Annotated in this window: 20 protein-coding genes and 1 pseudogene; 6 read left to right on the top strand and 15 right to left on the bottom strand. The window is 70.6% G+C overall.

What is annotated here, in order from left to right:
• Window positions 1–108: 108 nt before the first annotated feature.
• From A176_RS21525 to A176_RS21495, 7 genes and pseudogenes are all read right to left on the bottom strand, one after another.
• Window positions 109–1,751, bottom strand: a pseudogene (locus A176_RS21525) (metallophosphoesterase).
• A gap of 133 nt (window positions 1,752–1,884) precedes the next feature.
• On the bottom strand, window positions 1,885–2,673 hold the full coding sequence (locus A176_RS21520; RefSeq protein ID WP_044890052.1) for a hypothetical protein: 789 nt from the start codon (window positions 2,671–2,673) through the stop codon (window positions 1,885–1,887).
• Complete coding sequence (locus A176_RS21515) at window positions 2,670–3,389, bottom strand: DUF4956 domain-containing protein (RefSeq protein ID WP_002639084.1); 720 nt, start codon at window positions 3,387–3,389, stop codon at window positions 2,670–2,672. The genes A176_RS21520 and A176_RS21515 overlap by 4 nt, the downstream gene beginning before the upstream one ends.
• Before the next feature lie 9 nt (window positions 3,390–3,398).
• Window positions 3,399–5,105, bottom strand: a complete 1,707-nt coding sequence (gene tmk / locus A176_RS21510; protein WP_002639085.1) for a dTMP kinase — start codon at window positions 5,103–5,105, stop codon at window positions 3,399–3,401.
• A gap of 6 nt (window positions 5,106–5,111) precedes the next feature.
• On the bottom strand, window positions 5,112–5,825 hold the full coding sequence (locus tag A176_RS21505; RefSeq protein WP_002639086.1) for a VTC domain-containing protein: 714 nt from the start codon (window positions 5,823–5,825) through the stop codon (window positions 5,112–5,114).
• Between the two features lie 17 nt (window positions 5,826–5,842).
• Window positions 5,843–7,183, bottom strand: a complete 1,341-nt coding sequence (locus tag A176_RS21500) for a hypothetical protein (RefSeq protein ID WP_002639087.1) — start codon at window positions 7,181–7,183, stop codon at window positions 5,843–5,845.
• Between the two features lie 221 nt (window positions 7,184–7,404).
• Complete coding sequence (locus tag A176_RS21495) at window positions 7,405–7,869, bottom strand: hypothetical protein (protein ID WP_002639088.1); 465 nt, start codon at window positions 7,867–7,869, stop codon at window positions 7,405–7,407.
• A 254-nt stretch (window positions 7,870–8,123) separates the two neighbouring features.
• Between A176_RS21495 and A176_RS21490 the strand changes: the two genes are divergently transcribed.
• Window positions 8,124–10,409, top strand: coding sequence for a serine/threonine protein kinase (locus A176_RS21490; RefSeq protein ID WP_002639089.1), 2,286 nt, complete (start codon window positions 8,124–8,126; stop codon window positions 10,407–10,409).
• Window positions 10,410–10,427: 18 nt separating this feature from the next.
• Here A176_RS21490 and A176_RS21485 read toward each other — a convergent pair whose 3' ends face one another.
• Both A176_RS21485 and moeB read right to left on the bottom strand, forming a co-directional pair.
• Window positions 10,428–10,760: a rhodanese-like domain-containing protein gene (locus tag A176_RS21485; protein ID WP_002639090.1), complete on the bottom strand. Its 333-nt coding sequence runs from the start codon at window positions 10,758–10,760 to the stop codon at window positions 10,428–10,430.
• A gap of 15 nt (window positions 10,761–10,775) precedes the next feature.
• A complete protein-coding gene (moeB, locus tag A176_RS21480) occupies window positions 10,776–11,942 on the bottom strand; it encodes a molybdopterin-synthase adenylyltransferase MoeB (RefSeq protein WP_002639091.1) in 1,167 nt (388 codons plus the stop codon).
• An 81-nt stretch (window positions 11,943–12,023) separates the two neighbouring features.
• On the opposite strand from moeB, the gene A176_RS21475 reads away from it, so the two are divergent.
• On the top strand, window positions 12,024–12,413 hold the full coding sequence (locus A176_RS21475) for a HesB/IscA family protein (RefSeq protein ID WP_002639092.1): 390 nt from the start codon (window positions 12,024–12,026) through the stop codon (window positions 12,411–12,413).
• A gap of 104 nt (window positions 12,414–12,517) precedes the next feature.
• On the opposite strand, the gene A176_RS21470 is transcribed toward A176_RS21475, so the two are convergent.
• The 3 genes from A176_RS21470 to A176_RS21460 all read right to left on the bottom strand — a co-directional run bounded on the left by A176_RS21470 (window position 12,518) and on the right by A176_RS21460 (window position 14,752).
• Window positions 12,518–13,036 carry an acyl-CoA thioesterase gene (locus A176_RS21470; protein WP_002639093.1) on the bottom strand — a complete coding sequence of 173 codons (519 nt, stop codon included), beginning with the start codon at window positions 13,034–13,036 and terminating at the stop codon, window positions 12,518–12,520.
• A 145-nt stretch (window positions 13,037–13,181) separates the two neighbouring features.
• Window positions 13,182–13,919 carry a deoxynucleoside kinase gene (locus tag A176_RS21465; protein ID WP_002639094.1) on the bottom strand — a complete coding sequence of 246 codons (738 nt, stop codon included), beginning with the start codon at window positions 13,917–13,919 and terminating at the stop codon, window positions 13,182–13,184.
• Window positions 13,920–13,930: 11 nt separating this feature from the next.
• Window positions 13,931–14,752, bottom strand: a complete 822-nt coding sequence (locus A176_RS21460) for a glycerophosphodiester phosphodiesterase family protein (RefSeq protein ID WP_002639095.1) — start codon at window positions 14,750–14,752, stop codon at window positions 13,931–13,933.
• Window positions 14,753–15,118: 366 nt separating this feature from the next.
• Between A176_RS21460 and A176_RS21455 the strand changes: the two genes are divergently transcribed.
• From A176_RS21455 to A176_RS21445, 3 genes are all read left to right on the top strand, one after another.
• Window positions 15,119–16,195: a hypothetical protein gene (locus tag A176_RS21455; protein ID WP_002639096.1), complete on the top strand. Its 1,077-nt coding sequence runs from the start codon at window positions 15,119–15,121 to the stop codon at window positions 16,193–16,195.
• A 206-nt stretch (window positions 16,196–16,401) separates the two neighbouring features.
• The gene (locus tag A176_RS21450) at window positions 16,402–18,831 is read left to right on the top strand and encodes a serine/threonine-protein kinase (protein ID WP_002639097.1); all 2,430 of its coding nucleotides are present in this window, start codon (window positions 16,402–16,404) and stop codon (window positions 18,829–18,831) included.
• Between the two features lie 216 nt (window positions 18,832–19,047).
• Entirely contained in the window at window positions 19,048–19,794 is a 747-nt protein-coding gene (locus A176_RS21445; RefSeq protein WP_002639098.1) for a hypothetical protein, read from the top strand.
• Window positions 19,795–19,822: 28 nt separating this feature from the next.
• Here the strand turns inward: A176_RS21445 and A176_RS21440 are convergent, their stop codons facing one another.
• Both A176_RS21440 and A176_RS21435 read right to left on the bottom strand, forming a co-directional pair.
• Window positions 19,823–21,040, bottom strand: a complete 1,218-nt coding sequence (locus tag A176_RS21440; protein ID WP_002639099.1) for a hypothetical protein — start codon at window positions 21,038–21,040, stop codon at window positions 19,823–19,825.
• Window positions 21,041–21,119: 79 nt separating this feature from the next.
• Complete coding sequence (locus A176_RS21435; protein WP_002639100.1) at window positions 21,120–22,688, bottom strand: hypothetical protein; 1,569 nt, start codon at window positions 22,686–22,688, stop codon at window positions 21,120–21,122.
• Window positions 22,689–22,865: 177 nt separating this feature from the next.
• Here A176_RS21435 and A176_RS21430 point away from each other — a divergent pair, with 177 nt between their 5' ends.
• Entirely contained in the window at window positions 22,866–23,234 is a 369-nt protein-coding gene (locus A176_RS21430; RefSeq protein ID WP_002639101.1) for a hypothetical protein, read from the top strand.
• On the opposite strand, the gene A176_RS21425 is transcribed toward A176_RS21430, so the two are convergent.
• On the bottom strand, window positions 23,227–23,973 hold the full coding sequence (locus A176_RS21425) for a class I SAM-dependent methyltransferase (RefSeq protein WP_021781258.1): 747 nt from the start codon (window positions 23,971–23,973) through the stop codon (window positions 23,227–23,229). The genes A176_RS21430 and A176_RS21425 overlap by 8 nt on opposite strands.
• Between the last annotated feature and the right edge of the window lie 46 nt (window positions 23,974–24,019).

Below are 24,019 nucleotides of genomic sequence, written 5' to 3'. Positions count from 1 at the left end.
CGACCGGCGGGCGGGCGGGCCGGTGTCTCCCAGGGGCGGGCGCGGCGCGGGCTCCCGCCAGCCCGCGTCACGGGGCGTCATGCCCTCGGGAGGGGCCGGCGGGCGCGCTTACGGACGGCGCCGGTACAGGCGCCGGGCGGCCAGCAGGGCCAGGGCCGCGGGGAGGAGGGGGGCCGTGGGGCCCGCGGCGCAGCCGCTGCTGGCGGTGTTGTCCTCCCCATCGCCCGGCCCGAGGGCGAGCCCCCGTCCGGGGTGCCCGAGTCCGGCGTCTCGTCTCCTGGGGTGCCCGAATCCGGCGCCCCGGGGTTTTCGCCCGGCGACTCCGCCCGCGTCACCTGGACCAGGGCGGTGGCCGTCTGCTTCACCGCGCCCTGGCTGGCGGTGGCCGTCACCGTGTACTGCCCTGGCAGGGCGAAGACGTAGTCCACCGCCTCGCCTTCCGCCGCGCCACCGTCGCCAAAGTCCCACGTCACGGTCGCGCCCTGGAGCGACGGCGTGGCGCGGAACAGGGCCTGGTGGGGGGCCACGCCGCGTTCGCCCTCGACAATCAGCGCCAGCTCACCTTCGGGGAGCGGCTCCAGGGGCGGCAGGTTCTTCTCCAGCGTGAAGCGGTCCACGGTGCTGCCATCCGCGCCCAGCAGTTGGGCGGTGAGCGTGCCGTCGACGACCTTCACGTCCAGGAAGCCATAGGCCTGGTTGTCGCGGATGACGCTCCAGTCCGGCTTGGTGCCGGGAAGCTGCCGCAGCGTCGCGCCGCCGCCGCCCACGACGAGGTAGGGGATGCCCTTCTCACCCGGCGCGGCGACGCCGTCACCCTTCATGGGCTTGCTGCGCTCGTAGTTGTGGTCGTGCCCGGTGAGCACCAGGTCCACGCCGTACTTCTCCATGATGGGCCCGAAGTGGCGGCGCATGGAGAGCTGCGAGCCGTGCTCGCCGCTGGACCAGGGCGGGTGGTGGAAGAAGACAATCTTCCACGGCTGCGTCGAGCCCGCGAGGTCGCGCTCCAGCCACGCCTTCTGCGCGTCGCGCGTGCAACGGTCCGCCGACGCCAGCCCCACGGCGCAGTTGGAGTCGAGCGCCACGAAGTGCACATGGCCCCAGTCGAACGAGTAGTAGCGCTCGGTGCCATCGGGGTTGTTGGAGGGCAGGTAGAGGTTGTCCAGGTAGGGCTGCCCCTGGTTCGTCACGTACTCGTGGTTGCCCAGCGACGCGTAGAAGGGCACCTCGGCGAGCAGCGCCTCCATGGGCACGAAGAGGTTGTTCTGGATTTCGGCCTCGGTGCCGTCGGCGTAGGCGTTGTCGCCCAGCGCGACGAACAGCTCCGCCCGCTGCTTCACCATGGCCGCGACGACCTTGCGCTGGTTCGAGCCGCCCGTTCCGAAGTCGCCCACGGTGATGAAGTGCACGTTGCGCGTGCCGGGCACGGGCGCGGTGCGGAAGCGCTTGGCCGGCGTGCGCAGGCCACAGGCCGACACCTCGTAGGTGTACTCGGTGCCGGGCTTCAGGCCCGTGAGCACCACCGCGTGAATCTTCCCACGGTCCTGGGAGACAGCGGCCTGGTCGGCCGCTCCCACGCCGTAGCGGACCTCGGGCGTACAGTCGGCCGCGAGCCGAAAGGCCACCGTCGCCGTGTCCGGTCCCACCTTCTGCAGGAAGGGGTCCCGGTACAGGGTGCCTGCGCTCGCACTCGCCGCCAGCAGCGCCAGCGCGGCCGCGAAGGGAGCGAGGTGAAAGGGGATCTTCCGGTGCATGCGGCCTCCTCCCGAACAAGCTCGGGACGGAGGCCCAACCGTTCAACCGCTGACCTTCATCCTGCCCCTGCTTGGAGGAGGAGGCGGAGGAGCAAGCCCCCGCGCCACCGCCGCCTCCCCAGACAAGGGGCGGCTACTTCTTGATGTCGTACGCGCTCAGGTCCTCGGTGCGCTCGCCTTCCTCACGCACCTTCCCGATACCGGGAACGAGCCAGTAGAAGCGCGTCTTGTCCTGCTTCACCTCGCCGCTGTTGTTGACCTTGTCGCGCTGAATCTTGACCGCGTTGGTGAAGGTGCCGGCGCGCGTCTGCACCGTCACGCCCGTCTCCAGCACCTTCCAGATGTACGTGGGGTCCTTCTGCTCCCGGGTGCCGTCGCCCAGGGTGATGTACTCGAGCACGTCGCTCTTGTACGTCCAGGGCAGGGCGTCCGGGACGCCCGCCACGGACTTCACGGTGGCGGGGTTCCAGGTGGTGGAGCGCAGTTGCTGGCCGTCCCGGAAGTCGTCTTCGCGCAGGCGCACGACGAGCCCGTTGGTGAGCTCCACCTGCCAGGAGACCTCCTCGTACACGAAGCCATTGAGGACGCGGTCCTGCCGGCTGTGCACCTCGACGGCGTTGACGCCGGGCTGTCCGGGGACCTCGCCCGCGCCCTTGACGGTCACCACCTTCTTGAAGTTGCCATGGACGGGGTCCTGGATGTCATAGGTCCACGTGGAGCCCTGCGTCAGCGGCCACAAGGTCGTCAGCTCGGACGGAGCCGGGTCCTCGCCCTGGCCACCCGGTCCTCCTGGCACCACCGGATCTCCCGGGAGTGAGCCGCCACCCGGAGGTCCTCCCTGTCCATCCCCCACGGGCAGACTGTTCCCACCGCACGCCACCAACCACCCCGCCGCGAACGCGGCCACCCATCCGTGCCTCATACCCGCTCCTCCCGTGTGCCGCCTGTGCTCCTTGGATTCACCGCCGTCCACCGCAAGCCGCGCAGGGATGTGCCCTCGGTGCGGCCCAGCGCCGCCGCGAGGGAGCCCGGCTCTGGCTCCTCCACTTCCAACTCCAGCCGCCGCCCGTCGAAGTCGAGCGCGCAGCTCTTCACCATCACGTTGCGCTCACCCAGCGCGCGGCGCAGCGTGGCCTCCGCGCCCACCAGGTCGTCCGACTGCGCGGACAGGAGCAGCCGCTGCTTCACCGCGCCCGGCTGCGCCTCGTCCCGGTTGAACAGGTCCAGGACGAAGAGCAGGGCCATGACGAACAACATGCCGACGGAGGCCAGCCCCAGGCTGCCGTGTCCACACGCCATGCCCAGGCCAATCATCAGGAACAGGATGGCCGCGTCGCGCGGGTCCTTGAGTCCGGAACGGAAGCGCACGAATCCGCCCAGGCCCACCAGGCCGAAGGCCTTCGCCAGGCTGTCCCCGATGACGGCGGTGATGACCGCCGCCGCCGCGCAGAGCAGCACCTGGGCCTGAATCATGTCCGCCTTGGGCAGCGCCCGCTTCATGAGCAGACGCCAGGGCCGCAGCGACAGGAGCGTTCCGATGAGGGCCGCCGCCAGCATCCGCGGGAGAATCGCGGCGACGGACAGCGAGCTGAATTCCGCCTTCGCGCCCTCGAAGAGGGCTGAGAATGGAGCATCCATGGTGTGGGGCTAGGCCTCCATCCGGGTGGGCGCGTCGACTTCCGCCCGGCGCGGGGCCGACGCGGGCGCGGCGAGCGTTCTGGCGGTGGCGACCACGGCGTAGGCGTTGCGCAGCAGCGGCAGCTTGCCGGGGTTCGCGGCCAACACGCGGTCGATGAGCGCCTGGGCGTGCGGCCCCAGGGGCAACCCTTCCAGCGACGACACCGCCGTGGTGGGCCAACGCTCCAGGTGCTCCACACGCAGCTTCCAGGCGCGCGGGTCATCCATTCCATCGAGGGAGTCCAGCGCCTCCTTCGTCAGCGGGGCGCCGCGCTCGCGCAGGGCCCAGGCTTCCTCCGTGTCCAGGCCCGTCACCGAGCGGAGCACCAGCTTCAGGGCCTTGCCCGCGAGCGCCTCGCGCAGGCCGCGCGCCACCGGCGTGTCCAGGCCCTGGGTGCTGCGCAGCACGGCGAGCCGGTCATGGGGCAGCAGCACCTCCCGAAGCGCGTCCGCGCGGCTCCCCGCCAGTCCGGTGAGGCTGCGCGCCACGTCCGCGTACAGCTTGCGCTGCATGCCGGCCTCGCGCACCACCCAGGCCTCCTCGCAGTCCTGTCCGGCCAGACTGCCGAGCACCTCGGTCAGCCGGCCGTCCCGCATGGCCCGCTCGCGCAGGGCCCAGGCCTGCGGTGAGTCGTCATGCTTGAGGCTCGCCAGCACCTCGGCGGGGGCCTGCGCGTACAGCCGCTGGCGCAGCATGGCCGCGCGCGTGCCCGTCCGGCCCGTGAGACTGAAGGCCACGTCCGCGGGCGCGACGTCGGCGAGCACCTCGCGCAGGTCCATGGCGGGCGCGTCCTCCAGGCCGTTCATGCCGCGCGCGATGAGGGCGGGGAAGCGCTCCGCGAAGGCCAGCCGCCGCTGGTGCGCGGGCAGCCCCGGGATGCCGCTCAGCATCCACGCCGCGAGCGCTGGCTCGCGTTGCTCCACCGCGTCCAACGTCTGGAAGAAGCGCTCCTCCACGTTCTGGACGGTGATGGCGCCCTCGGAAGCGCGGTGGTTGGACGCGGGGACGATGCGCTGCACCTGCATCTCGCGTCCCTCCAGCCGGGCCACCACGGCATCCACCAGGCGCTGCTCCAGCACGCGCAAGGGCACGTCGTTGTTCTCCAGGATGAGCCAGCGCTGCGGGTCCTTGCGCGCCATCTCCAGGAAGGACTCACGCACCCGGACCGCCAGCCCCGCGCCGGCCAGGCCCTTGCGGCTGTCACCGTCACTGGCGCGCTTGCTCTGAAGCTTGCCCAGGCGCTTGCGCAGCCGCGCGAGGTCCGGGTCCACATCCACCAGGATGACCAGGTCGGGCCACAGCCCCTGCGAGGCCAGCTCGCACGCCGGCCGCAGTTCGTCCATGGGAAGTCCCCGGCCCCCGCCGCTCAACGCGAGCTGCGAGTACAGGTAGCGGTCGCTGATGCACACCTCGCCGCGAGACAGCGCGGGGGCAATCACTTCGTCCAGTTGCTGTGCGTCCCGCGCCAGGTTGAGGAAGAACTCCGCGCGCGGCGACATCTCCAGCAGCCGCGAGTCGCGCGTCAGCTCCCGCACGCGCCGCGCCGTGGGGGCTTGCAGCTCGCCGCCCTCCCGCGCGTGCGCCACCCGGTACCCCAGCCGCTTGAGCTTCGCGGACAGCAGGTTGGAGAGCGTCGTCTTGCCGCTGCCATCAATTCCTTCGAAGTCGATGAACACTGTGCCCTATCCCCCTGCGACGCCGTCCGTGGCGAAGGTGTGGACCTTCGTCATGCCCTCTGAGAACTTGCTGTAGGCCGGCGCTCCACCCGGATTGAGCGACGCCAGCCAGTCGGGCAGCTCGTGCCCGAGGTGCTTCACTTCCACCACCACCCGCGGCTCCAGCCACTGCGCGGGCTCCAGCCGCTCCACCGTCAGCGGAAGCTGGGACATGGCCAGCTCCGGAGCAATCCGGTGGTAGCGAATGTCGCGATCCACCGTCACCCGCCACGCACGTGACGACTGGTACACGTGCCGCGTGTACGTCACCGCGAGCACCGGACTCAGGCTGCCTCCCGCGATGAGCGGCAACAGGCTGGCGCCGCCGCGCAGCACCCGGCCCAGGTCCGTGCGCGGAACCCAGACGCGGCGCTTCTGCGTCAGGCCGCGCCGCTCCCGCTTCACCTCCAACACCACGCGCGCCGCGCCGCTGGCGCCCAGGTCCGGTGAGTACTCCTTGGTCCGCACCTTGAGACAGTCGTCCGGCGTGAGCATCGCCCGCGCCGCCAGGGGACCGCCGGGCCGGTCGAAGTAGACGGAGACGATGCGCGTGGGGGGCGGCAGGTGCCCTTCCAGCTCCAACGACAGGCGCGTGCTCAGCACGGCGGCCGTCTGCGCCTCCAGCACCAGCTTGAACTCCCGACGGAGCTTGGTGACTTCACCTTCCGCGAACGACAGCATCGTTTGGCTCTCCGTGCTCAGAAGCGTGCGCCGAGTTCGATGGAGTGCTGCAGACCAGGAAATTCGTCGCCGGGGCGCAGCGCGCGTTCCGTCTGGAACTGGGCCCGGAAGCGGGAGCCGAGCAGCACGTTGAAGCCGCCCACCAACGCGTGTCCGTCACCGCGCACCACGTCGCCGCGAAGCTGGAGCGACTCGACACCCGCGACGGGCTGGATGGCCCACTCTTCCCCGATGTGGATGAGGTACTGGGCCAGCAGCATCTGCGCGGTGAAGGGCCCCATGGGCAGCCGCCCGGAGATGGCCTCACCCGTGAAGACGAAGCCGGCGACCTTCAGCTCCGCGTCGGCCGCCACCGCGTGCTTGCGCGCCAGCCCCATGGCCTCGGACACGTAGGTGCTGACGCCCACGGTGAGCGGCTTGAAGTTGAAGGGACGCAGGCTCACGCGCGCCGACGCGTCCTCCTTCATCCGCACGCCCGCCTCGTCGATGCCGCCCTGGAAGAAGCCCGCGGAGACCTTGAGGCCCCAGACGTCCTTGAGCCGGACCTCGCCCATGAGCCCCATGCGGCGGCCACCCATCTGGTGCGCGTCGGTGATGTAGTCCTCCACCAGGCCGCGCGTCTGGAGGGGCAAATCCCACGACGACTCCAGCGAGCGCTGCAGGAAGGGCGTCTTGAACTGGCCGCCATAGAGGCGGAAGCGCTTCTGGTCATCCGCCAGACGCACGAAGGCGTCCTTGAGCATGTTCGAGTCCGCCAGGTCCGCCGTCACCTCCGCCTCGAGGTTGGACAGCGACGTGCTCACGCCCACGCGCGCGTCCGCCACGGACATCCGGCGCTGGAACTGGTTGCGCTCGTCCGCGCGCGCCCGCGCCGACACGCGGCCGATGACACGGATGGGCTGCACCTCATCCGCGGGCTTGTCGTCGAGCGCGTCCGGATTCTCACCCAGCGAGTCTTCCTGGGGCTGTCCCGGCCGCCGCTTCGCCTTGCGCTGCTTCGCGTCCTGCTGCGTCTGGGCGGCGTCGCCGCTCCCGGGCAGCGGATTCACCACCGGAGGCTGCGCGCCCGTGGGCGTCTGCTCCGACGGCGGCATCGCCTGCGCCACCGCCCCCTCGAGCCGTGCATCCACGACGTCGTCCGGGGAGGTGAGGTACGTCTCCGCGCCGTCCAAGGACATCATCTTGGCGGGCGCCACTTCGTCGACCACGTCGGCTGAGGAGGGCTCCTCTTCCGCCTCCGCGACAACCGACTCCGTCCGAGGGTCGGGGGATGCAGCGGTGGCCACCGCCGGCACCCCCATCAGTATCGCGACGAGAAGGCCCCGCTTCGCCCGCTCTTCCACCCGCCACCCGCCCATGTCCACGCCTCCCCGACCGCCACCGGAGCGCGTCCACTGCAACACGGGTGCCCGATCGGAGAGCGGACGCGGAGGGTCATGCGCGGTCCGGTTTCGAACGCAATCCGGGCCGGACGGCGTAGAAAAACCGTGACCAGGGCGTCACGCTGCCGTGACAGGGAACCAAAGTTCCCACGTCCCCGGCAGGCGACCCTGTACGAATGTCCGTCGCTTGGAAGGAGTTACTGCCCGGACGGAGGATCGGCCGGTGGGGCGGGGGCCTCGTCGGGTTTCGCTGGCGGGGCCTCGGCCGGAGGGGAGGGGACGGCGGCCGGAGCCTCCGGGCTGGTACGCGACGCCTGCATGCGCCGCAGCACGTTGCGCACGCCGAACGCCAACGCCGCGCCCGCGCCCACCAGGACCAGTCCCCAGCCCAGGCCTTGGGGAATGGGGGTGCTCGCCACCGAGAAGCGCGCCGTCAGCACCTTGAGCCGGGTGCCCTGGTACCGCACCTCCAAATCCCAGGGGCCGGGCTCGTCCGGCGTCAGCTCGGTGTGCCAGTTGACCCCATCCCGCTTCAGCGTCTTCGTCTGCTGCGTCGGAGAGCCGACGGGATGGAAGGTGAGGGTGAGGGGGCCGTCGAACTCGGGACCCTCGAAGTTACCTACATGCAGCGACACGGAGATGGGCTCTCCCTCACGCGGCATGGCGGGGTGAAGCGTACCCTGCAGGCGTTCCTCGGCGTCCGACCAGCGGAGCTCCAGGACATTTCCCCGGCGTTCGACGCGAATCTGATCGTTGGCGGGGGCTGCAACCGTGGTACTGGCAATCAAGAGGCAGGCAAGCAGTCCCCACCCGGTTGTCGAAACGGCCCGCCTTTGCCTCTGAAGCGGCTGTCCTCTAAGATGCGCTGCCCTGCTGCATTCCACCTGAGCCTGCTCCCCGCCGGCAATGTCCCGGGATGAACCCACAATCATTCGGGAAATATCAGCTTCTTAAGAAGCTCGCCACGGGCGGCATGGCCGAGGTCTGGCTGGCGCGCCAGACGGGCATCGAGGGGTTCCACAAGAACCTCGTGGTGAAGCGCATCCTCCCGCACCTCGCGGAGGACCGTGAGTTCGTGGAGATGTTCCGGAACGAGGCGCTGATCGCGGCGCGCTTCAACCACCCGAACATCGCCCAGGTCTACGAGTTCGGCGAGGCCAACGGCACCTACTACATCGCCATGGAGTTCATCCACGGCGAGGACCTCGGCCGGGTGATGCGCAAGGCCGCGAGCACGGGCCAGTGGGTGGCCCGGCCGCTGGCCATCCGCATCGTCGCCGCCGCGTGCGAGGGCCTGCACTACGCCCACAGCCGCATGGATGACGCCGGGCGCCCGCTGCGCGTGGTGCACCGCGACATCTCGCCGCAGAACATCCTGATCAGCTTCGACGGCTCGGTGAAGCTGGTGGACTTCGGTATCGCCAAGGCGGCGGACCAGGCGTCGCTGACCAAGTCCGGCGCCATCAAGGGCAAGTTCGCGTACATGGCGCCGGAGCAGGCCGCCGGCAAGCCGCTGGACGGACGCGCGGACATCTTCGCCATCGGCCTGGTGCTCTACGAGCTGCTCACGGGCGTGCGCCCGCTGAAGCGTGACTCGGAGCTGGCCACGCTGCAGGCCGCCATGGAGTGCGCCATCGCCGCGCCCTCGCAGGTGGCGGACGTGCCGGAGGAGATGGACCCGGTGGTGATGCGGGCCATCGCGAAGAACTCGGACGACCGGTACCGCGATGCGCGCCAGTTCCAGGTGGCGCTCGAGGAGATCCTCGTCGGGCAGCGCTGGGTGGCCGGCTCGGTCCAGATTTCCGAGCTGATGGAGACGCTCTTCGCCGATCGGCTGTCGGAGGAGAAGGCTCAGGGGCAGGTCGTTCCCGTGGGCGAGGACTCCGCCAACTCCGGTACGCCGATGCCGCCCACGCCGCCGCCGCAGGAGCGGGGCCGGAGCCGCAGCTCGGCCGCGGACATGAACTGGGAGGCGCCCCCGGGCGAGGCCTCGGTGCGCGAGCGCGCGCGGGGTTCTTCCTCCCGCGCGTCCCTGCCGCCGCCCCGGCGGACCTCCGCAGCCGTGCCCGCGGTGGAGTCGGACGACCCGGAGTGGGAAGCGCCGTCGAGCGTCGATGACGCGCCGCCGCGCCGGAGCAGGACCTCGGCGGAGCTGCGCCGTCCCTCCAACCCCAACTCCACGCAGATTGCCCGGACCAGCTCCCGGTCGGATTTGAGCCGGGCGGGGGATCCGCCGCCGCCTCGCCGCTCCGCCACGCGCGCCTCGCCCATCGTGGACGACCCCGGTCCGCCGCCTCCGTCGCGCTCGCGCGCGAGCATGGCCGCGGTCGATGAGCGCACGCGGATGGAGGATGAGGACGACGACGACGAGCGGACGATGCTGCCGCCGCCGGAGCCCGCGCCGCCGCCCCGCCGCCGCACGGGCATGCAGACCGGTGTCCACGCCGCCGAGGCCCCCGCGCGCCGCCGTACGTCGAGCCGCGCGGAGATGCCGTCCGCGCCGCCGCGCTCGCGCACCTCGAGCATCTCCGTCGCGCGCTCCCGGGAAGATGCCGCGGAGGTCGACCGCGCGCTGGAGAAGTCCGCGCGCAGCGCTCGCGCCGGGGTGTCCAAGCGCAACGTGGCCACCATCGGGTTCATCGTCGGGTTGCTGGCGGTGGGCTTCGTGTTCCACAAGCCCATCCTCGCGGTGCTCAACAGCCGCGCCACGGATGGCCAGGCGGTGACGCTGTCCGTCAACACCAACGAGAAGGTTCGGGTGTCGGTGCGGCACAACGCCCGGTGTGGCAGCCCGCAGCCGGTGACGGAGCTGGGGGAGACGCCCATCGTCAACGCGGCGGGCGCGCACCTGCAGGACACGCTCATCCTCGTGAACGAGCAGCAGGGCATCTACAAGGAAGAGAGCGACACGCTCGCTTTCGGCGAGCCCGGGCAGGCCAAGTCCTTCACCTACGAGTTCCGCCGGGGTCAGCTCCAGCTCACGCTGAAGCCGGACGGCCTGCGCGGCATCTCGGTGCGGCGCGGTGGCCAGGACATGGGCACCTACCTGGGCAACAAGGGCATGAAGATTGAGCTCATGGAGGGCCTCCACAAGCTGGAGCTCCATGGCGGGCCGCTGACGGAGCCCTTCATGTTCGAGGTCGACATCAAGCCCGGCATCATCAACAAGCAGACCGAGGACCTGTCCGCCTTCACCGGTTAGGACGCCCGCTGCGCCCCGTCAGTAGCGGGGCAGGGTGGGGTCCACCTGCCGTGAGTACAGGTCGATGCCGCCTCGCAGCGACACCGCGTCGATGCCCAGCGACATGAGGTAGGCCGCGCCATCCAGGCTGCGCACCCCATGGTGGCAGTAGACGACGACAGGCCGGCCGCGCAGCGGCTCCAGTTCGGCGGCGCGCTCCTCCAACTCCGGCAGCGGAATCAGCAGCGAGTCTGGCAGCGCCACCCATTCGTGCTCGTGGGAGAAGCGCACGTCGAGCAGGGCGGGGCGGGCGTCCGCGGGGCCGGCGAGCAGCTCGGCGAGTCGGGCGGGGGCAATCTCGGGGATGGGCATGGTGAGCGTGGGCCTTCAGGCGGAGGTGGGCGCGGCGCAGAAACGTTCGTAGTCGATGAGCTCCACCTTCGTGCCCGGCGCGCACACCGGGCACTGGGCGTCCCGGCGCAGCTTGAGCTCCTGGAAGCGGGAGCCCAGCGCGTCGAAGGTGAGCAGCCGCCCCACGAGCGGCGCCCCCTGGCCGAGGATGAGCTTGAGGGCCTCGGTGGCCTGGAGCAGGCCCATGACGCCGGGCAGCACCCCCAGGACGCCGGCTTCGGCGCAGGAGGGCGCCAGCTCGGGCGGCGGCGGCGCGGGGTACAGGCAGCGGTAGCAGGGGCCCTGGCCGGGGTGGAACGTCGTCACCTGGCCCTCGAAGCGGAAGATGGAGCCGTGGACGTTGGGCTTGCCCAGCATCACGCACGCGTCGTTGAGCAGGTAGCGCGTGGGGAAGTTGTCGCCGCCGTCCAGGACGAGGTCGAAGCCCTCCAGGATGCGCAGGACGTTGCGCGAGTCCAGGCGCTCCTCGAAGCCCACCACCTTCACGTCCGGGTTGAGCGCTTCGATGGCGGCCCGGGCGCTGGCCACCTTGGGCTGGCCCTGCCGCTCGCGGGTGTGGATGACCTGCCGCTGGAGGTTGCTCAGGTCCACCACGTCCGAGTCGACGATGCCCAGCGTTCCCACGCCCGCGGCGGCGAGGTACAGCGCCGCGGGTGAGCCCAGCCCGCCGGCCCCGAGCAGCAGCACGCGGGCCTGGAGCAGCTTCGCCTGGCCCGCCTCGCCGACCTCGGGGAGGCTCAGGTGGCGGCGGTAGCGCTCCTTCTGCTCGGCGGAGAGGACGAAGGGCTTCTCCACGGGGAGGGCGGCGTCGCTCCAGCGGTTGTAGCCCCCCGCCAGGGAAGCCACCCGCTCGTACCCCAGCTCCTTCAGCGTCTTGGCGGCCAGGGCGGAGCGGGTTCCGCCCGCGCAGTAGACGACGACCTCTTCGTCCCGCTGGACCTGGCCTTCCACGCGCAGCTCCAGATAACCCCTTGGAATATGGAGGGCCCCGGGCAGCCGGCCCCCGGCGTACTCGTCCGATTCCCGGACATCGAGCAGCTTCACGGGGGCTCGGGCCTCCAGCAGCCGCTTCACGTCCTCCACGGAGACCTCGCGAATCTCCTGTTTCACTCCGGCCAGCAGTGTCTGGAAGGTCCGAGCCATGTCCGGTGCATATAACCCAGGGGCTGGGCCGATGGATTTTCCGGGCCCGGGCGTTATAAGTCCCTCAGAGGAGACATGGACATGGACAGCACCCCCACGACTTCCGCCGCCCCCGCCGCCTCGCCGGCTCCCCAGGCCACTCCGGTGGCCGTGCGCCTGACGGACGCCGCCATCGCGCAGGTGAAGAGCGTCATCAAGGCCCAGGGCTTCGAGGACTACTTCTTCTCCATCCGCGTCGTGCCCGCCGGCTGCAGCGGCCTGGGCTACGACTTGAACCTGGTCAAGGAGTCCAAGGCCGGTGACCTCACGTGGGAGCAGGACGGCGTGAAGATCGCCTCCGACCCGATGAGCAGCCAGTACCTGGGCGGCACGGAGATTGACTACGTCTCCGCCATCACCGGCTCGGGCTTCAAGTTCAACAACCCGAACGCGAAGTCCTCCTGCGGCTGCGGCACGTCGTTCACGACCTGAGCCGCACGGCGTGAGTTCACGCCCGGATGTTTCGGGCGCCGAGGCCGGGACGGGGCATCTGCCTCGCCCGGCCTTCGTGCGTTCGTGGCGCCGGCGCGCGGACTTCAGGCGCCCGCGATGGGCGTCATCACCTGCAGCCAGCTCTGGTTCTGCTTCTGGCGCGCGAGCCGCTGGGCCCTGCGTGCCTCGGCCTCCTTCAGCGCGGCGCGGTCCGCGTCCGTCTCCAGGATGAGCGGCGGCACCTGCACGCGCTGGCCCTCCTTGTCGATGGCCACGAAGGTCAGCAGCGCGCTGGTGGTGAGGTGCCGCTCACCGGTGAGCGGGTTCTCCGCGTGCACCGTGACGCCCACCTCCATGGAGGTGCGGAAGGCGGCCAGGACGCGGCTGTGCAGCAGCGCCACCCAGCCCACCTTGATGGGGGCGTGGAAGTGCAGGTCGTCCATGGAGGCGGTGACGACCACCTGACGGCAGTGGCGCTGCGCGGCCACGGCCCCGCAGATGTCGATCCACTGCATCACCTTGCCACCGAACGCGGCGTTCAGGTTGTTGGCGTCCGGAGGGAGGATGAGCTGGGTCATCACCACCTCCGTGTCCTTGGGGCTCTTCGGGGCCAGGTCGTTCATCGCGCACCTCGGGTTGTCGGACAGGGCGCGGGGTGTCGCCGCGCCGAGTCATCCGTTCGATGCGTCATGCTCTAACGCGGCGCACCGGCCCGTGTCCCGTCGTACCGCAAGGAAAGGGCGCGCTGGCACTCGGCCCGCCGGGTGCTCAGGCCAGGAAGGTGGAGACGCTGTCGAGGAACTCCTCGCGCCCCCGGCCCCGCCGGATGTCCTGCTTGGACACGTCCATGACGAGGCAGTCCACGCCGTACTTCTCCTGAAGCACCAGGGGGAAGCTGGCGTAGTAGCCATTGAGGCCCCGGAGGAACTGGTGGCGGATGCCCTTCTCCTCCTCGCGGCCCCGGGTGCGGATGCGCTGGAGCAGCACGTCCACGCTGCCCACCTCGAAGCAGATGACCTTGTCGGGCCGGATGATGTGGCGCGACAGGCGCTGGAAGTATTCGTAGTACAGGTCCAGCTCCGCGTTCGTCAGGTGCCCCAGGCCGTGGAGGTACTTGGCGAAGATTTCCGGGTCCTCGTACAGCGTGCGGTCCTGCACGCAGCTTCGGCGGTACGTGTGGATGAGCTCGTGGTGCTCGACGCGCCGGATGAGGAACTCGAGCTGGAGCGTGAAGGACCAGCGCGACATGTCCGCGTAGTAGTCACGCAGGAAGCGGTTGTCGATGACGGGCTCGTCGAACAGCTCGTACCCGAAGGCCTGGCTGATCATCTTCGCCGCCGTCGTCTTGCCCGCCCCGATGTTGCCCGCCAGCGCCACGAAGCGGCGCGCCTTGGGCACCTTGACGCGCAGCGTGTTGCGGGGACGCGAAGGGGCCTTGGGAGCCGCTTCCGGAGCGGGAGCGGCCGGGGCGGGCTTCGAGCGCGTGCGAGCGGGGGTGCGAGGCATGAATCCGGGGCTTATCCCGGCTTCGGGGGGGCGTCCATGATCTGCCTCAGGACGTCCGGCCGGTCGGTCATGATGCCGCCGACCCCCTCCGCCAGAAGCTGCCGCATCTCCCCGGGGTCATCCACGGTCCAGACGTTGACCCACTTGCCTCGGGCCGCGCACGCCCGCAGGAACTCCGCGTCCACCAGCCGGATGTCTCCGAAGTACAGCGGCATGTCGAGCACGGTGTAGCGCGCGTCCTCCGGCGGCGGGTTTCCGCTGCGCAGGCCAATGACGAAGGCCGCCAGCGCGTCGCGAGGATAGAAGTGGCAGGCGGACGGAAGCCGCGCGACCAGCCGCTCCGCGATGGCGTCTTGTTCGCTGCCCATGCAGATGCGCTCCAACGCGCCTTCCTCTTGAAGGAGTTGGGCGAAGACGTCCTCGATGCCCGGCACGTCCGGCTTGATCTCCACGTTGAGCCGCAGCTCGGGGAACGCGCGCAGCAGCTCGCGGAAGGTGGGGATGCGCACGTCCTGGCCCCGGAACGGGAAGGTGCGGCCTTCATCCGGCGTGAACTGGAAGCCCGCGTCCAGGCGCTGGAGTTCGGCCAGGGTGAGGTCCGCGAGCGCGCCGGTGCCGTCCGTGCAGCGCTCCAGCGTGGCGTCGTGCGCGACGACGAGCTCTCCATCCCGCGTGAGGTGGAGGTCGAGCTCCAGCATGTCCGTGCGGTACCGCGCCACCGCCTGACGGAACGCGGGCAACGTGTTCTCCGGCGCCAGCGCCGCGCCCCCGCGATGGGCGATGTGCAACGTGGGCCGCAGGCCCTGGAGAAAGGGAAGGGTCGGGGAAGCCATGCCCCCAGTGTAGCGACTGGCGGTATGGGGAAGGTGCGCGGTCGACATGGATTCGCGCGGAGCGCGCGTGCGTGGTTCGTCCAACTGTCACACCGAGCGTGTTTGTCGTCGCCGCTGAACAGTCGCACTCCGTGCATGACGCACTGTCCTGGATACCTCGGCTAAATGGATTTCGAGGGGACCTTCACAGGCGTGGGAACGTTCATCTGTGCAATGCCCGCGGTTTCGATTTCACCTGTCTGACACCTTGGACAAGGTGGCTTCCTTGCCGCCCCCCGCGAGGCACCGGTATAAGGCCCCAACCCCTGGCCGACAGGCGGCGGTTCTCAGCAACCGCGGCGCCGGATCGAATGGAGAATCTCGAAAATGCAACTGCGCAAGACGCTGGGCGCGGCGGCGCTGGTCACCGCGGCGACGATGGCTTCCATGGCGGGCTGTTCTGGCCGCGATGACGGTCCGGATCCTGTTCCGGACGCTGGCTGTGTTGGAACCTGCACCCCGGACTCCGGCACGGGTGACGCGGGCACGGGCGATGCGGGCACGGGCGACGCGGGCACCAATCCGGGTGACGGTGGTGTCCAGACGGTGACCATCCGCGAGGCGCGCCTCCTGGAGGACCGTCCGCAGATCATCCTGGAGGGCGTGGTCGTCACCACCGTGGCGCGCGTCTCCACGAACGCCCAGGGCGTGTCCGCCGACTTCTGGGTCGCGGATCCGAACAACCCGCAGGACGGCATCTTCGTCCAGAAGTTCCGGACGGATCCGCCCAACACGTACGTCCCGGTGCGTGGTGACGTCCTCACCATCCAGGGCTACGTGCAGAACAACAGCCGCTTCACGGACCGCGAGGGCTACCGCAAGGTCCTGAAGAACAACTTCGACTTCCGCGGCACCGGCGAAGCCACGCCGATGACCATCACGAAGACGAACACGATGACGGCGCCGAACGACGTCGAGGTCAGCATCACCAACGGCTTCGGCAACTCGGATGGCGGCTCCGGCCGGCCCAACCAGGAGTACCTGGGCGCGCGCGTCCACATCCAGGGCCCGCTGACGCTGACCGACGCCAACCCCACCGCGCTGAAGCGCCTGTCCGCCATCGAGGGGGACGACATTCACTACGGCTTCGAGGTCTCCGGTGGCGTGCTGGTGAACAACAACACCACCTTCGGCACGACGCAGGACGGCGGGACGCCGCGTTGCGACTACCGCGTCATCGTGAACGATGGCGGCTCCGTCACCTTCCCGGATGGTATCCGCGGCGTGTGGGACACCTATACGCACGCGCCCTGCGTGGACGGCGGCACCAGCACCTTTAGCTGCTTCAACGACGCGGGTGTGATCCCCGAGGCGAACAACACCTGGACCACGGCGCTCTTCCCCGAGGGCTGCAACGACCTCCCCGCCGAGGTCACGGTTCCGGAGCCGCCCGTCGTTGAGTAACGATTGACCCGGGGGCATTCGCCCTCGGTGCAGGCTTCAGCCGCCCCTCGCCCACCCGGGGAGGGGCGGCTTCTTTTTGGGCCCGGGAGGTGGGGTGGGTGTCCGGAACCCACCGAAGCGGGTCCCTGGCTCCCCTGAGCTGGTGATTGTGAGTAAGCTCCGGAAAAGTCCAGCCTATTCACCTTCAGACAGACGGCCTTTCTTTCGTGAGCTCGCCCCAGACGGCCACCCCGTTCGGAAAATACCTGCTGATCAAGCGGCTCGCCGTGGGAGGCATGGCCGAGCTGTTCCTGTCCCAGCGACCGCCGGACCCTGAACTGGTCGTCCTCAAGCGGATCCTCCCGTACCTGTCGGAGGAGCCTGAGTTCGTCCAGATGTTCCTGGACGAGGCGCGCATCGCCGCGCAGCTCCACCACCCCAACATCGTGCAGGTGCACGAGCTGGGGAAGGAGGGCGACAACATCTTCATCGCCATGGAGTACGTGGAGGGCGTGGACCTGCGGCGCGTCATGGCCGAGGAGTCCAAGTTCGGTGCCACGGTGCCCTATGGCGTCGCCGCTCGCATCTGCGCGCAGGTGGCGGCGGGCCTGGACTACGCGCACCACAGCCGTGGTGTGGATGGACGTCCGCTGGAGTTGATCCACCGCGACGTCAGCCCGCAGAACGTGATGATTGGCTACGACGGGCGCGTCAAGCTCGTCGACTTCGGCATCGCCAAGGCCGGCGCGTTCATGGAGCGCAGCAAGCCGGGCGTCATCAAGGGCAAGTTCCTCTACCTGGCGCCGGAGCAGGTGTCGCAAGAGCGGTTGGACCACCGCGCGGACATCTTCGCGCTGGGCACCATGCTCTACGAAATCACCACCGGCCGGCAGCCCTTCGCCAAGCCGACGACGGAGGGCATCCTCTACGCCATCCGCTACGAGGACCCGGCGCCTCCGCACCTGATGCGGGACGACTACCCGCAGGCGCTCTCGCGCATCGTCATGCGCTGCCTCACCAAGGACCGCTCCCAGCGCTACCAGCGCGCGTCCGAGGTGAGTGACGCGCTCAACGGCTTCCTCGGCTCCGGCGTCATCCGTCAGAGCCTGGACGTGTCGGATTACATCTGCCGGCTGCTCGGCGCCGAGGAGGAGCGCACCATCCTCCACATCCCCGAGGCGAAGGGGCCCGGGCGGCGCGAGGCCACCGTGCCCCTGCCGGGGGCCCGGCTCTCCCAGGACGCGGAGCCGCCGAAGCGGCCCTCCGTGCTGGAGTCCACCGCGCCCACGTTGTCCTCCACCTCGCCGGAGTCCGACCTGGCGCCAGTCCCGAGCGCGCAGCTCACGCCCGCCCTCACGGCCCGGCCCGCGCCGCGCCGCGCGTCCCGCGACGCCATGCCGGCGCCGTTCTCCAACGACGAGCCCGAACCCGCGACGTTGATGGCCCGGCCGCGCGAGCTGTCCGCGCGCCGCAAGGACGAGGACGACGAGGACGGTGAGATGTCCACCGCCGTCGGCACCACGCCGATGGGCTACAAGATGGCGGCCCTGGTGGTCGAGGAGCTCGACGTCGGCGACGGCGAATCCACCGTGCCCCAGCGGGGCCGTGTGAAGGACGTGCCGGTCCGCCCGCCCGCGACGCCGCCGGTGCCGGTGCGCCGCTCGGGTCCCCAGGCGGAGCCGCCCCCGTCGCGTTTGCGGCCCCCGCCAGAGGCGATGCGCTCACGGCGTCAGCCCACGGCCCCCGCGGTGCCCGCGCCCGTGTCCCGTCGTCCGGCCACCGCGGAGCACGCTGCTCCGTCTGCACCGCTCGCGGCGCAGCGCAGGGCCTCGTCGTTGGACCTGGAGGTCTCCCAGTCCGTCTCGCTCACGCCAGCGACGGTGAATCAACGGCCTCCGCCCCGGCACGCGGCGCCGGTCCGTGGCGGGCAGCGGGACGATGACGAGGCGTCGCAGCACACCGACCTGAGCCTGTCCTCCCTGGAGTACACGGACCCGCGGCCCACGCTTCGGGAGGATCCGGACGACGACGAGTCCACCATGGGCTACCCCGGGCACGACACCGAGGACGGCGCCGACACCCGGGCCACGGTGTCTCGGCGCAAGCGTCCGGTGGTGCTGCTGCTGGCGGTGTTCGTGGGCCTGCTGGCGCTCGGCGCGGGGCTGTGGTGGTTCCTGCACGGTGGGCAGGTGGCGTCTCCGGTGCAGGCTCGGGACTTGTCGATGGGCGCCTTGGACGCGCCGGCCGCGCCCGTGACGGGGCCAAGGCCCAAGCCGCAGGACCCGGCGCCCAAGCCTCCGACGGTGCAGCCCGTGGCCACGACGGCGCCCGTCGTGGAGCCGACGTCCGCTGACACGGAGCCCACCGAGACGGGCCCGGAAACCGACGAAGCACCGCCGGCCCTGGGCACCGCGCCGGAGGCAGCGCCCTCGTCGGTGGACGTCCGGTTCGACGCTCCCGCGCGCACGGTGCTGCGCCGCGAGGGAGGCGCGCGCCTGCCCATCAACACCCTGGTGTCGCTGCCGGTGGGCCCCATCCGGGTGAGCTACCAGTGCCCGGGACGTCGGAAGCCGAAGGGTACAAAGCCCTACCTCATAGAGCCGGCGGCCGAGGGGCCGCTCGTCTTGCAGATTCCGTGCAAGAAGCGACGCCAGTGACATCGGGTAGTTGCCGGGTATGCGGCATCCACCCCCAGGGGCGGACAAGTGGGCCCTGGTGGGCTTGAGTGGCCTTAAGTCGTTGGAATTCCTGGGTTTTCGTCATCCCGAGCGCGTTTACACATGTCAGACGGGTCCGTAGAATCCGGACCCCTTATGGCGCGCCCGAAGAGTCAGAAAAACGTAATCAGGAAGCGGAGTTACACGGCCGGCCGGGTGGCCCGGCAGGTTCCCATCGTCCCCGAGCCCAACAGGCTCCTGAAGGTCTGGCGCCGTGTGCTCGAGCGCCGGCTGCGCACGCGCCTGCGCGCGAAGGTGGCGTTGGAGATTCACGACAACACGCACACCATGCTGACGTTCCAACGCCAGCGGGCCATGTGGCGGCTGCGGCTGCACCACATGTTCCTGGTCGCTCCGGATGACGTGGTCCAGGCGCTCGCCAGCTTCGTGCGCAAGGGCGACCCGGACGCCAGTGTCCTCCTGGACAAGTTCATCGAGCGCAACCGCATCTACATCCGGCGCCTGTCGCCGGCGCAGATGCGCAAGCGCATCCGCCTGGCGCCGGAAGGCAAGCATCACGACCTGGAGCGCATCTTCCAGCGGTTGAACGAGCGCTACTTCGACGGCCGCATCGAAGCGGCCATCACCTACGGCCCGGCGCCGCGGGTGAAGGGGCCTCGCAAGAGCATCAAGATGGGCTCCTACTCGGCGGACTCGAAGGTCATCCGCATCCACCCGGCGTTGGACCAGCCGGTGGTGCCCCGCTACTTCGTGGAGTGGATTGTCTTCCACGAGATGCTCCACGACGTGTACCGGACGCGGAAGGGCGAGGACGGGCGGCGCTGCATCCACCCGCCCGAGCTCATGGAGCACGAGAAGCAGTTCCACGACTACGCTCGGGCGCTGGCCTGGGAGCGGGAGAACCTGGACCTGCTCCTCCGCGCCCGCGTGACGCCGGCCTGAGGGGCCGTGCGTCGTGCTTCCCCAGGGTTCAGGGGATGATGAGGCCGCCGGGGCTGCGCCGCTCCTCCACGGGAGCGGGCGCGGCCTCCGCGGGGCCGGTGCCCTCTCCAGTCCGCGCCGCTCCCGCGCGGGCTCCGGCGGCGGCCACCAGGGCCAGGACCTTCTCGAAGAGCCGCTCGGCGAAGCGGGAGAAGGGCTCCTGCTGACCGTGGAATAGCAGGCGGGCTTCCGCCCGGGCGATGCTGGCCTCGCGACGCCGGGCGCTGCGCTCGAAGTAGTCCGCCATCCGCCACAGCCGCAACGCGTAGCGCTGGCTCACCTCGGGGGTGAAGAACGCTCGGGCCACGCTCAGCACCGCCGCTTGCAGTTGCTCCTGCCGTTGCACGTCGCTCAGCGACAGGGGGCTGTGCACCACCTCGTCCACCTTCTGCACCAGCAGCCGCATGTCCATCTCGGGCGGCAGCCACGACGCCAGCTCCACCGTGTCATGAAGCACGTCCGCCTCCCGGGCACGGCGGACATGCTCGGGCGAGGGGGCTGGCAGGGCGGTGGGCTCCAACTGGGGCTGCACGCCGAAGTGGCGCAGCACCACGTCCAGGCCCTCGGGGAAGGGCGTGTGGGTGCGCAGGTTGGTGCCGGCGGCCTCGGCCAGCAGGGCGGCGGCCTCGTCCTGGGGCAGCTCCACGATGCCGCCATGGGCCAGCCCGTCCTTCACCAGCTTCCGCCAGGTGGCGCGGTTGCGGTCCCCCAGTTGGAGCGCGACCACGCCACGCGCATCCGACAACTGCATCTGCACCACCTCCACGCCGGCGCCGCGCAGCAGGCGGGCCATGACGAGCGCCCGCTCACCCTCGTGGGTGATGGCGCTGGCGAGCGCGTTGAGGGGCTCAGGGGCGGCGCTGGTGGCGCGTGCTGGCTCGGTGGGCGCGGGGCGGGGGGCCTCGGCCACGGTGATGCCGCGCGAGCGCAGCCGGTACAGGGCCTTCTTCGCGGCCTTGGCCAGGGGCTTCACCGAGGAGGCCGACAGCGCCTCCGCCAGGGGGGCGTGGCCCTCCACCACCGCGGCCTCGAGCACCGCCTGCGCCAGGGGCTCCGGCAGGACCTCCACGCTGGCGAGCGCCGCCTGGGGGAGGTCGCCCACGAGCGCGCGGGCGGACGCCACCGCCTCGGAGGGAAAGGCGGGCAGCGGGGTGCCGGCGCGCAGCGCGTCCAGCAGGGAGCGAGGGTCCGAAGAGGGAGAACTCATGCGGGGATTTCTACTTCACTCCGCGCGTCACCGGGCATGTCCGCGAAGGGCCGTGCGCCCACCAGGGCACAGTCGGCGCTCAGCGCCTCCGCACGAGCGAACTCTTTCCGGGCGTCGCCACCACGGCCAGCTCTGACTGGAGCCGCGCGCCGAACACGCGCGAGGGGGGCGCCCCCCGCACGATGAAGTGGTCGTACCAGACGCCCTGCCGTGCATAGTCCATCTGCTGCGGCCGCCACTCGGAGGGGAAGGTGGGTGGCTCCTCGCCGGTGTAGCGCAGCGGCGAATGCGGCGTGGAGGCGAAGGTGAAGTTGGGCACGCCGCCGCGCGCCCGCGCCAGCACCGCCGCGCTGTGGATGAAGACGGGCTGTCGCACCACCTTCGAGCCGGGGTCGAACATCAACCCCATGACACGCGGCCGTGAGGCGGTGGCGGCCACCAGGGGGCCCCACTCGGCCTGGGCCTCGCGTGAGAAGTCGCGGTAGCCGCGGCCCATCGCGACGGCCAGCACCATGGCGCAGGCCAGGGCGGCCAGTCGCAGGGGCTGGCGCCACGCGGGAAGCGTCGCGGGGACGGTGGCCACCAGCAGCGCGGCGGCCAGGTGCGCGTAGCGGGTGTTGAGGTAGTAGACGTAGCCGCGGATGTCGAAGGGCAGCAGGAAGTAGAGGCCGAGCGCCAGCAGCCCCAGCCCCATCAACCGCGAGCGCATCACCACGCCCTGTCCAGGGGCGCGCTCGGGACGCAGCAGGCCCGCGGCCCAGCCCGCCGCCGCCACCGCGCCCACGGCGTACAGCGCCCAGCGGTCCGAGCCATCCCAGAAGGTGTTGGCGAGCACCTGGAAGAGCTCGGCGCGGTTCTGCTCGAAGCCCTTCCAGGCCAGGTTCTGCGGCGAGAAGGTGGGGCCCCACGCCTTCCACGGCACGCCGGGCTGGATGTCCGCGGGCTCGCCGAAGCGCAGCACCACCCAGCCCAGGAACAACGCCACGCCGGGGACGACGCCCAGCAGCGCCGGCATGCGAGGCCGCAGCCGCGCCATGAGGCCTCGCGCGGAGGCGTCCTCGGGCACGCGCGTGGTGAGCAGCAGCCAGGGCAGCCCGAAGGCGAGGAAGCCAAAGGCCTGCACGTGGAAGAGCAGCACCGCCACCAGACACGCGGCCAGCCCCAGCGCCCAGCGGCGGCGACGGGGGACGTCCTCCAGCGTGCGCACGAAGAGGCCGCAGCACAGCAGCGTCAGCGGCAGCGCGGCGCAGTAGTTGATGAAGCCCCAGTTGAAGCTGTCGCCATATGCGAAGGGCAGGGCCAGCAGCGCGGGCCAGGTGGGGCGGCCCAGGCTTCGCAGCAGGAAGCCCAGGCTCAGCGGCAGCCCCACCACATAGGCGGAGAGGAACACGCGGTTGGCCATCTCCAGGGGGAGCAGCCAGTTGAGCCCGCTGACCAGATAGTAGTAGCCCAGGTAGGGCGTCAGCGCGTGCCGGGCGGCGAACAGTTGCGGGTACAGCGTGGTGGGGTCGTCCAGCCGGTGCAGCACGGAGATGAGGTACAAGTGCTGCGGCAGGTCCACCATGGGGAGGTGGCGCGACACCCACAGGGGGAGCGTCCCCAGGACGAGCGCGGCGGCATGGACGAGGCGGGAGTGTCGGGGTGTCACGGAGGCCGCGGACTGTACGCGGCGGCACCCGGCCCGGCGAGCCAGGCGTGCATCCCGGCCAGCCCTTGTTTCCCAGGTAGACAAAGGTATGGCCAGCGGCCTTGGCAGTCGGGGAGGGCTGCGGTATAGGCGCCGACTGAGCGGGAGGGCGCGGGTGCCTTCCCCGAGGAGAGTGACATGACGACGCGCTTCGGGATGTGGATGGCCGGGGGGCTGATGATGAGCGGCCTGCTGCTGGCACCGGGCGCGGCGGAGGCCTGTGAGGCCCACCAGCGCGCCGCGGCGGCCAAGCCGGCGAAGGCGAAGCAGGCGGAGCCCGCGCCTTCCACCGGCGACGTGGAGCGGCCGCTGGACGTGCTCGACTCGCTCATGGCCGCCAAGTGTCAGTGCGACAGCAAGGCGGACTGCACGTGCAAGAAGGGCTCTTGCGAGTGCAGCAAGTGCAAGAAGCCGAAGCGGCAGGTGATGGACGCGCTGCGCGGCCAGCCCGCGGAGCTGAAGCTCAACGAGGCGCGCTACGACGCGTCCGCGGGCATCTTCATCTAGGCGTCTCGGCGGAGCCCTTCTCCGCCTTCACCACCAGCAGGGGCGGCAGGGACACGCGCTCGAAGCGCACGAAGCCCGCCGCCGCCGCTTCCCGGCGCAGCTCGGCCTCGCCTCTTGGATGCAGGCCCACGCCCCGGTGGAGCAGCGCGCGAGGCGCCTTGGGCGGCGCATACGTGCTGGCCACCCACCGTCCGCCCGGCCGCAGCACGCGGTGGACCTCCAGCAACATCCGCGACAGGTCCGCCACGAAGGGCAGGGCGTCGCTCATCAACACCGCGCCCAGGGTGCCATCCTGGAAGGGCAGGTACGGCGCCTCGGCGCGCAGGAAGTCCACGCCCACGCCGGCCTCGCGCGCCTGGGCCACGCCTTCCTCCAGCATGGCGCGGGACAAATCCATCGCGGCCACGGGCGCCATGTCGGGCTCGCGCGCCAGCCGCCGCGCCAGCAGGCCCGTGCCACAGCCCACGTCGAGCACGGGGGCCGCCGGAGTGCCCAGGAGGCTGCGGTAGAGGAGGAACTCGCTGTCGCCATCCAGCGGCTGGCGGGTGAGCGCGCGCTGGAGCACCGGCCGCATGTAGCGCTCATACGAACGCGCCACCCAGCGCTGCTCCATGCCGCGCTGGAGTGGACCGGACGCGGCGGGGTCCACCACGAGGTCGGCGACGCCTTCGGCCACCGGGTGGCTGGCGCCACACTCCAGGCAGCGCAGCGGACCGAAGAAGTGGACCGGGGCATCCACCTCGGGGTGGAGGACGCCACGACGGCACCGGGGACATCTCAGGAGG

The sequence above is a fragment of the Myxococcus hansupus genome, from assembly GCF_000280925.3.
Taxonomy (GTDB): domain Bacteria; phylum Myxococcota; class Myxococcia; order Myxococcales; family Myxococcaceae; genus Myxococcus; species Myxococcus hansupus.
This window is presented reverse-complemented; position numbering and strand designations above follow the sequence as displayed.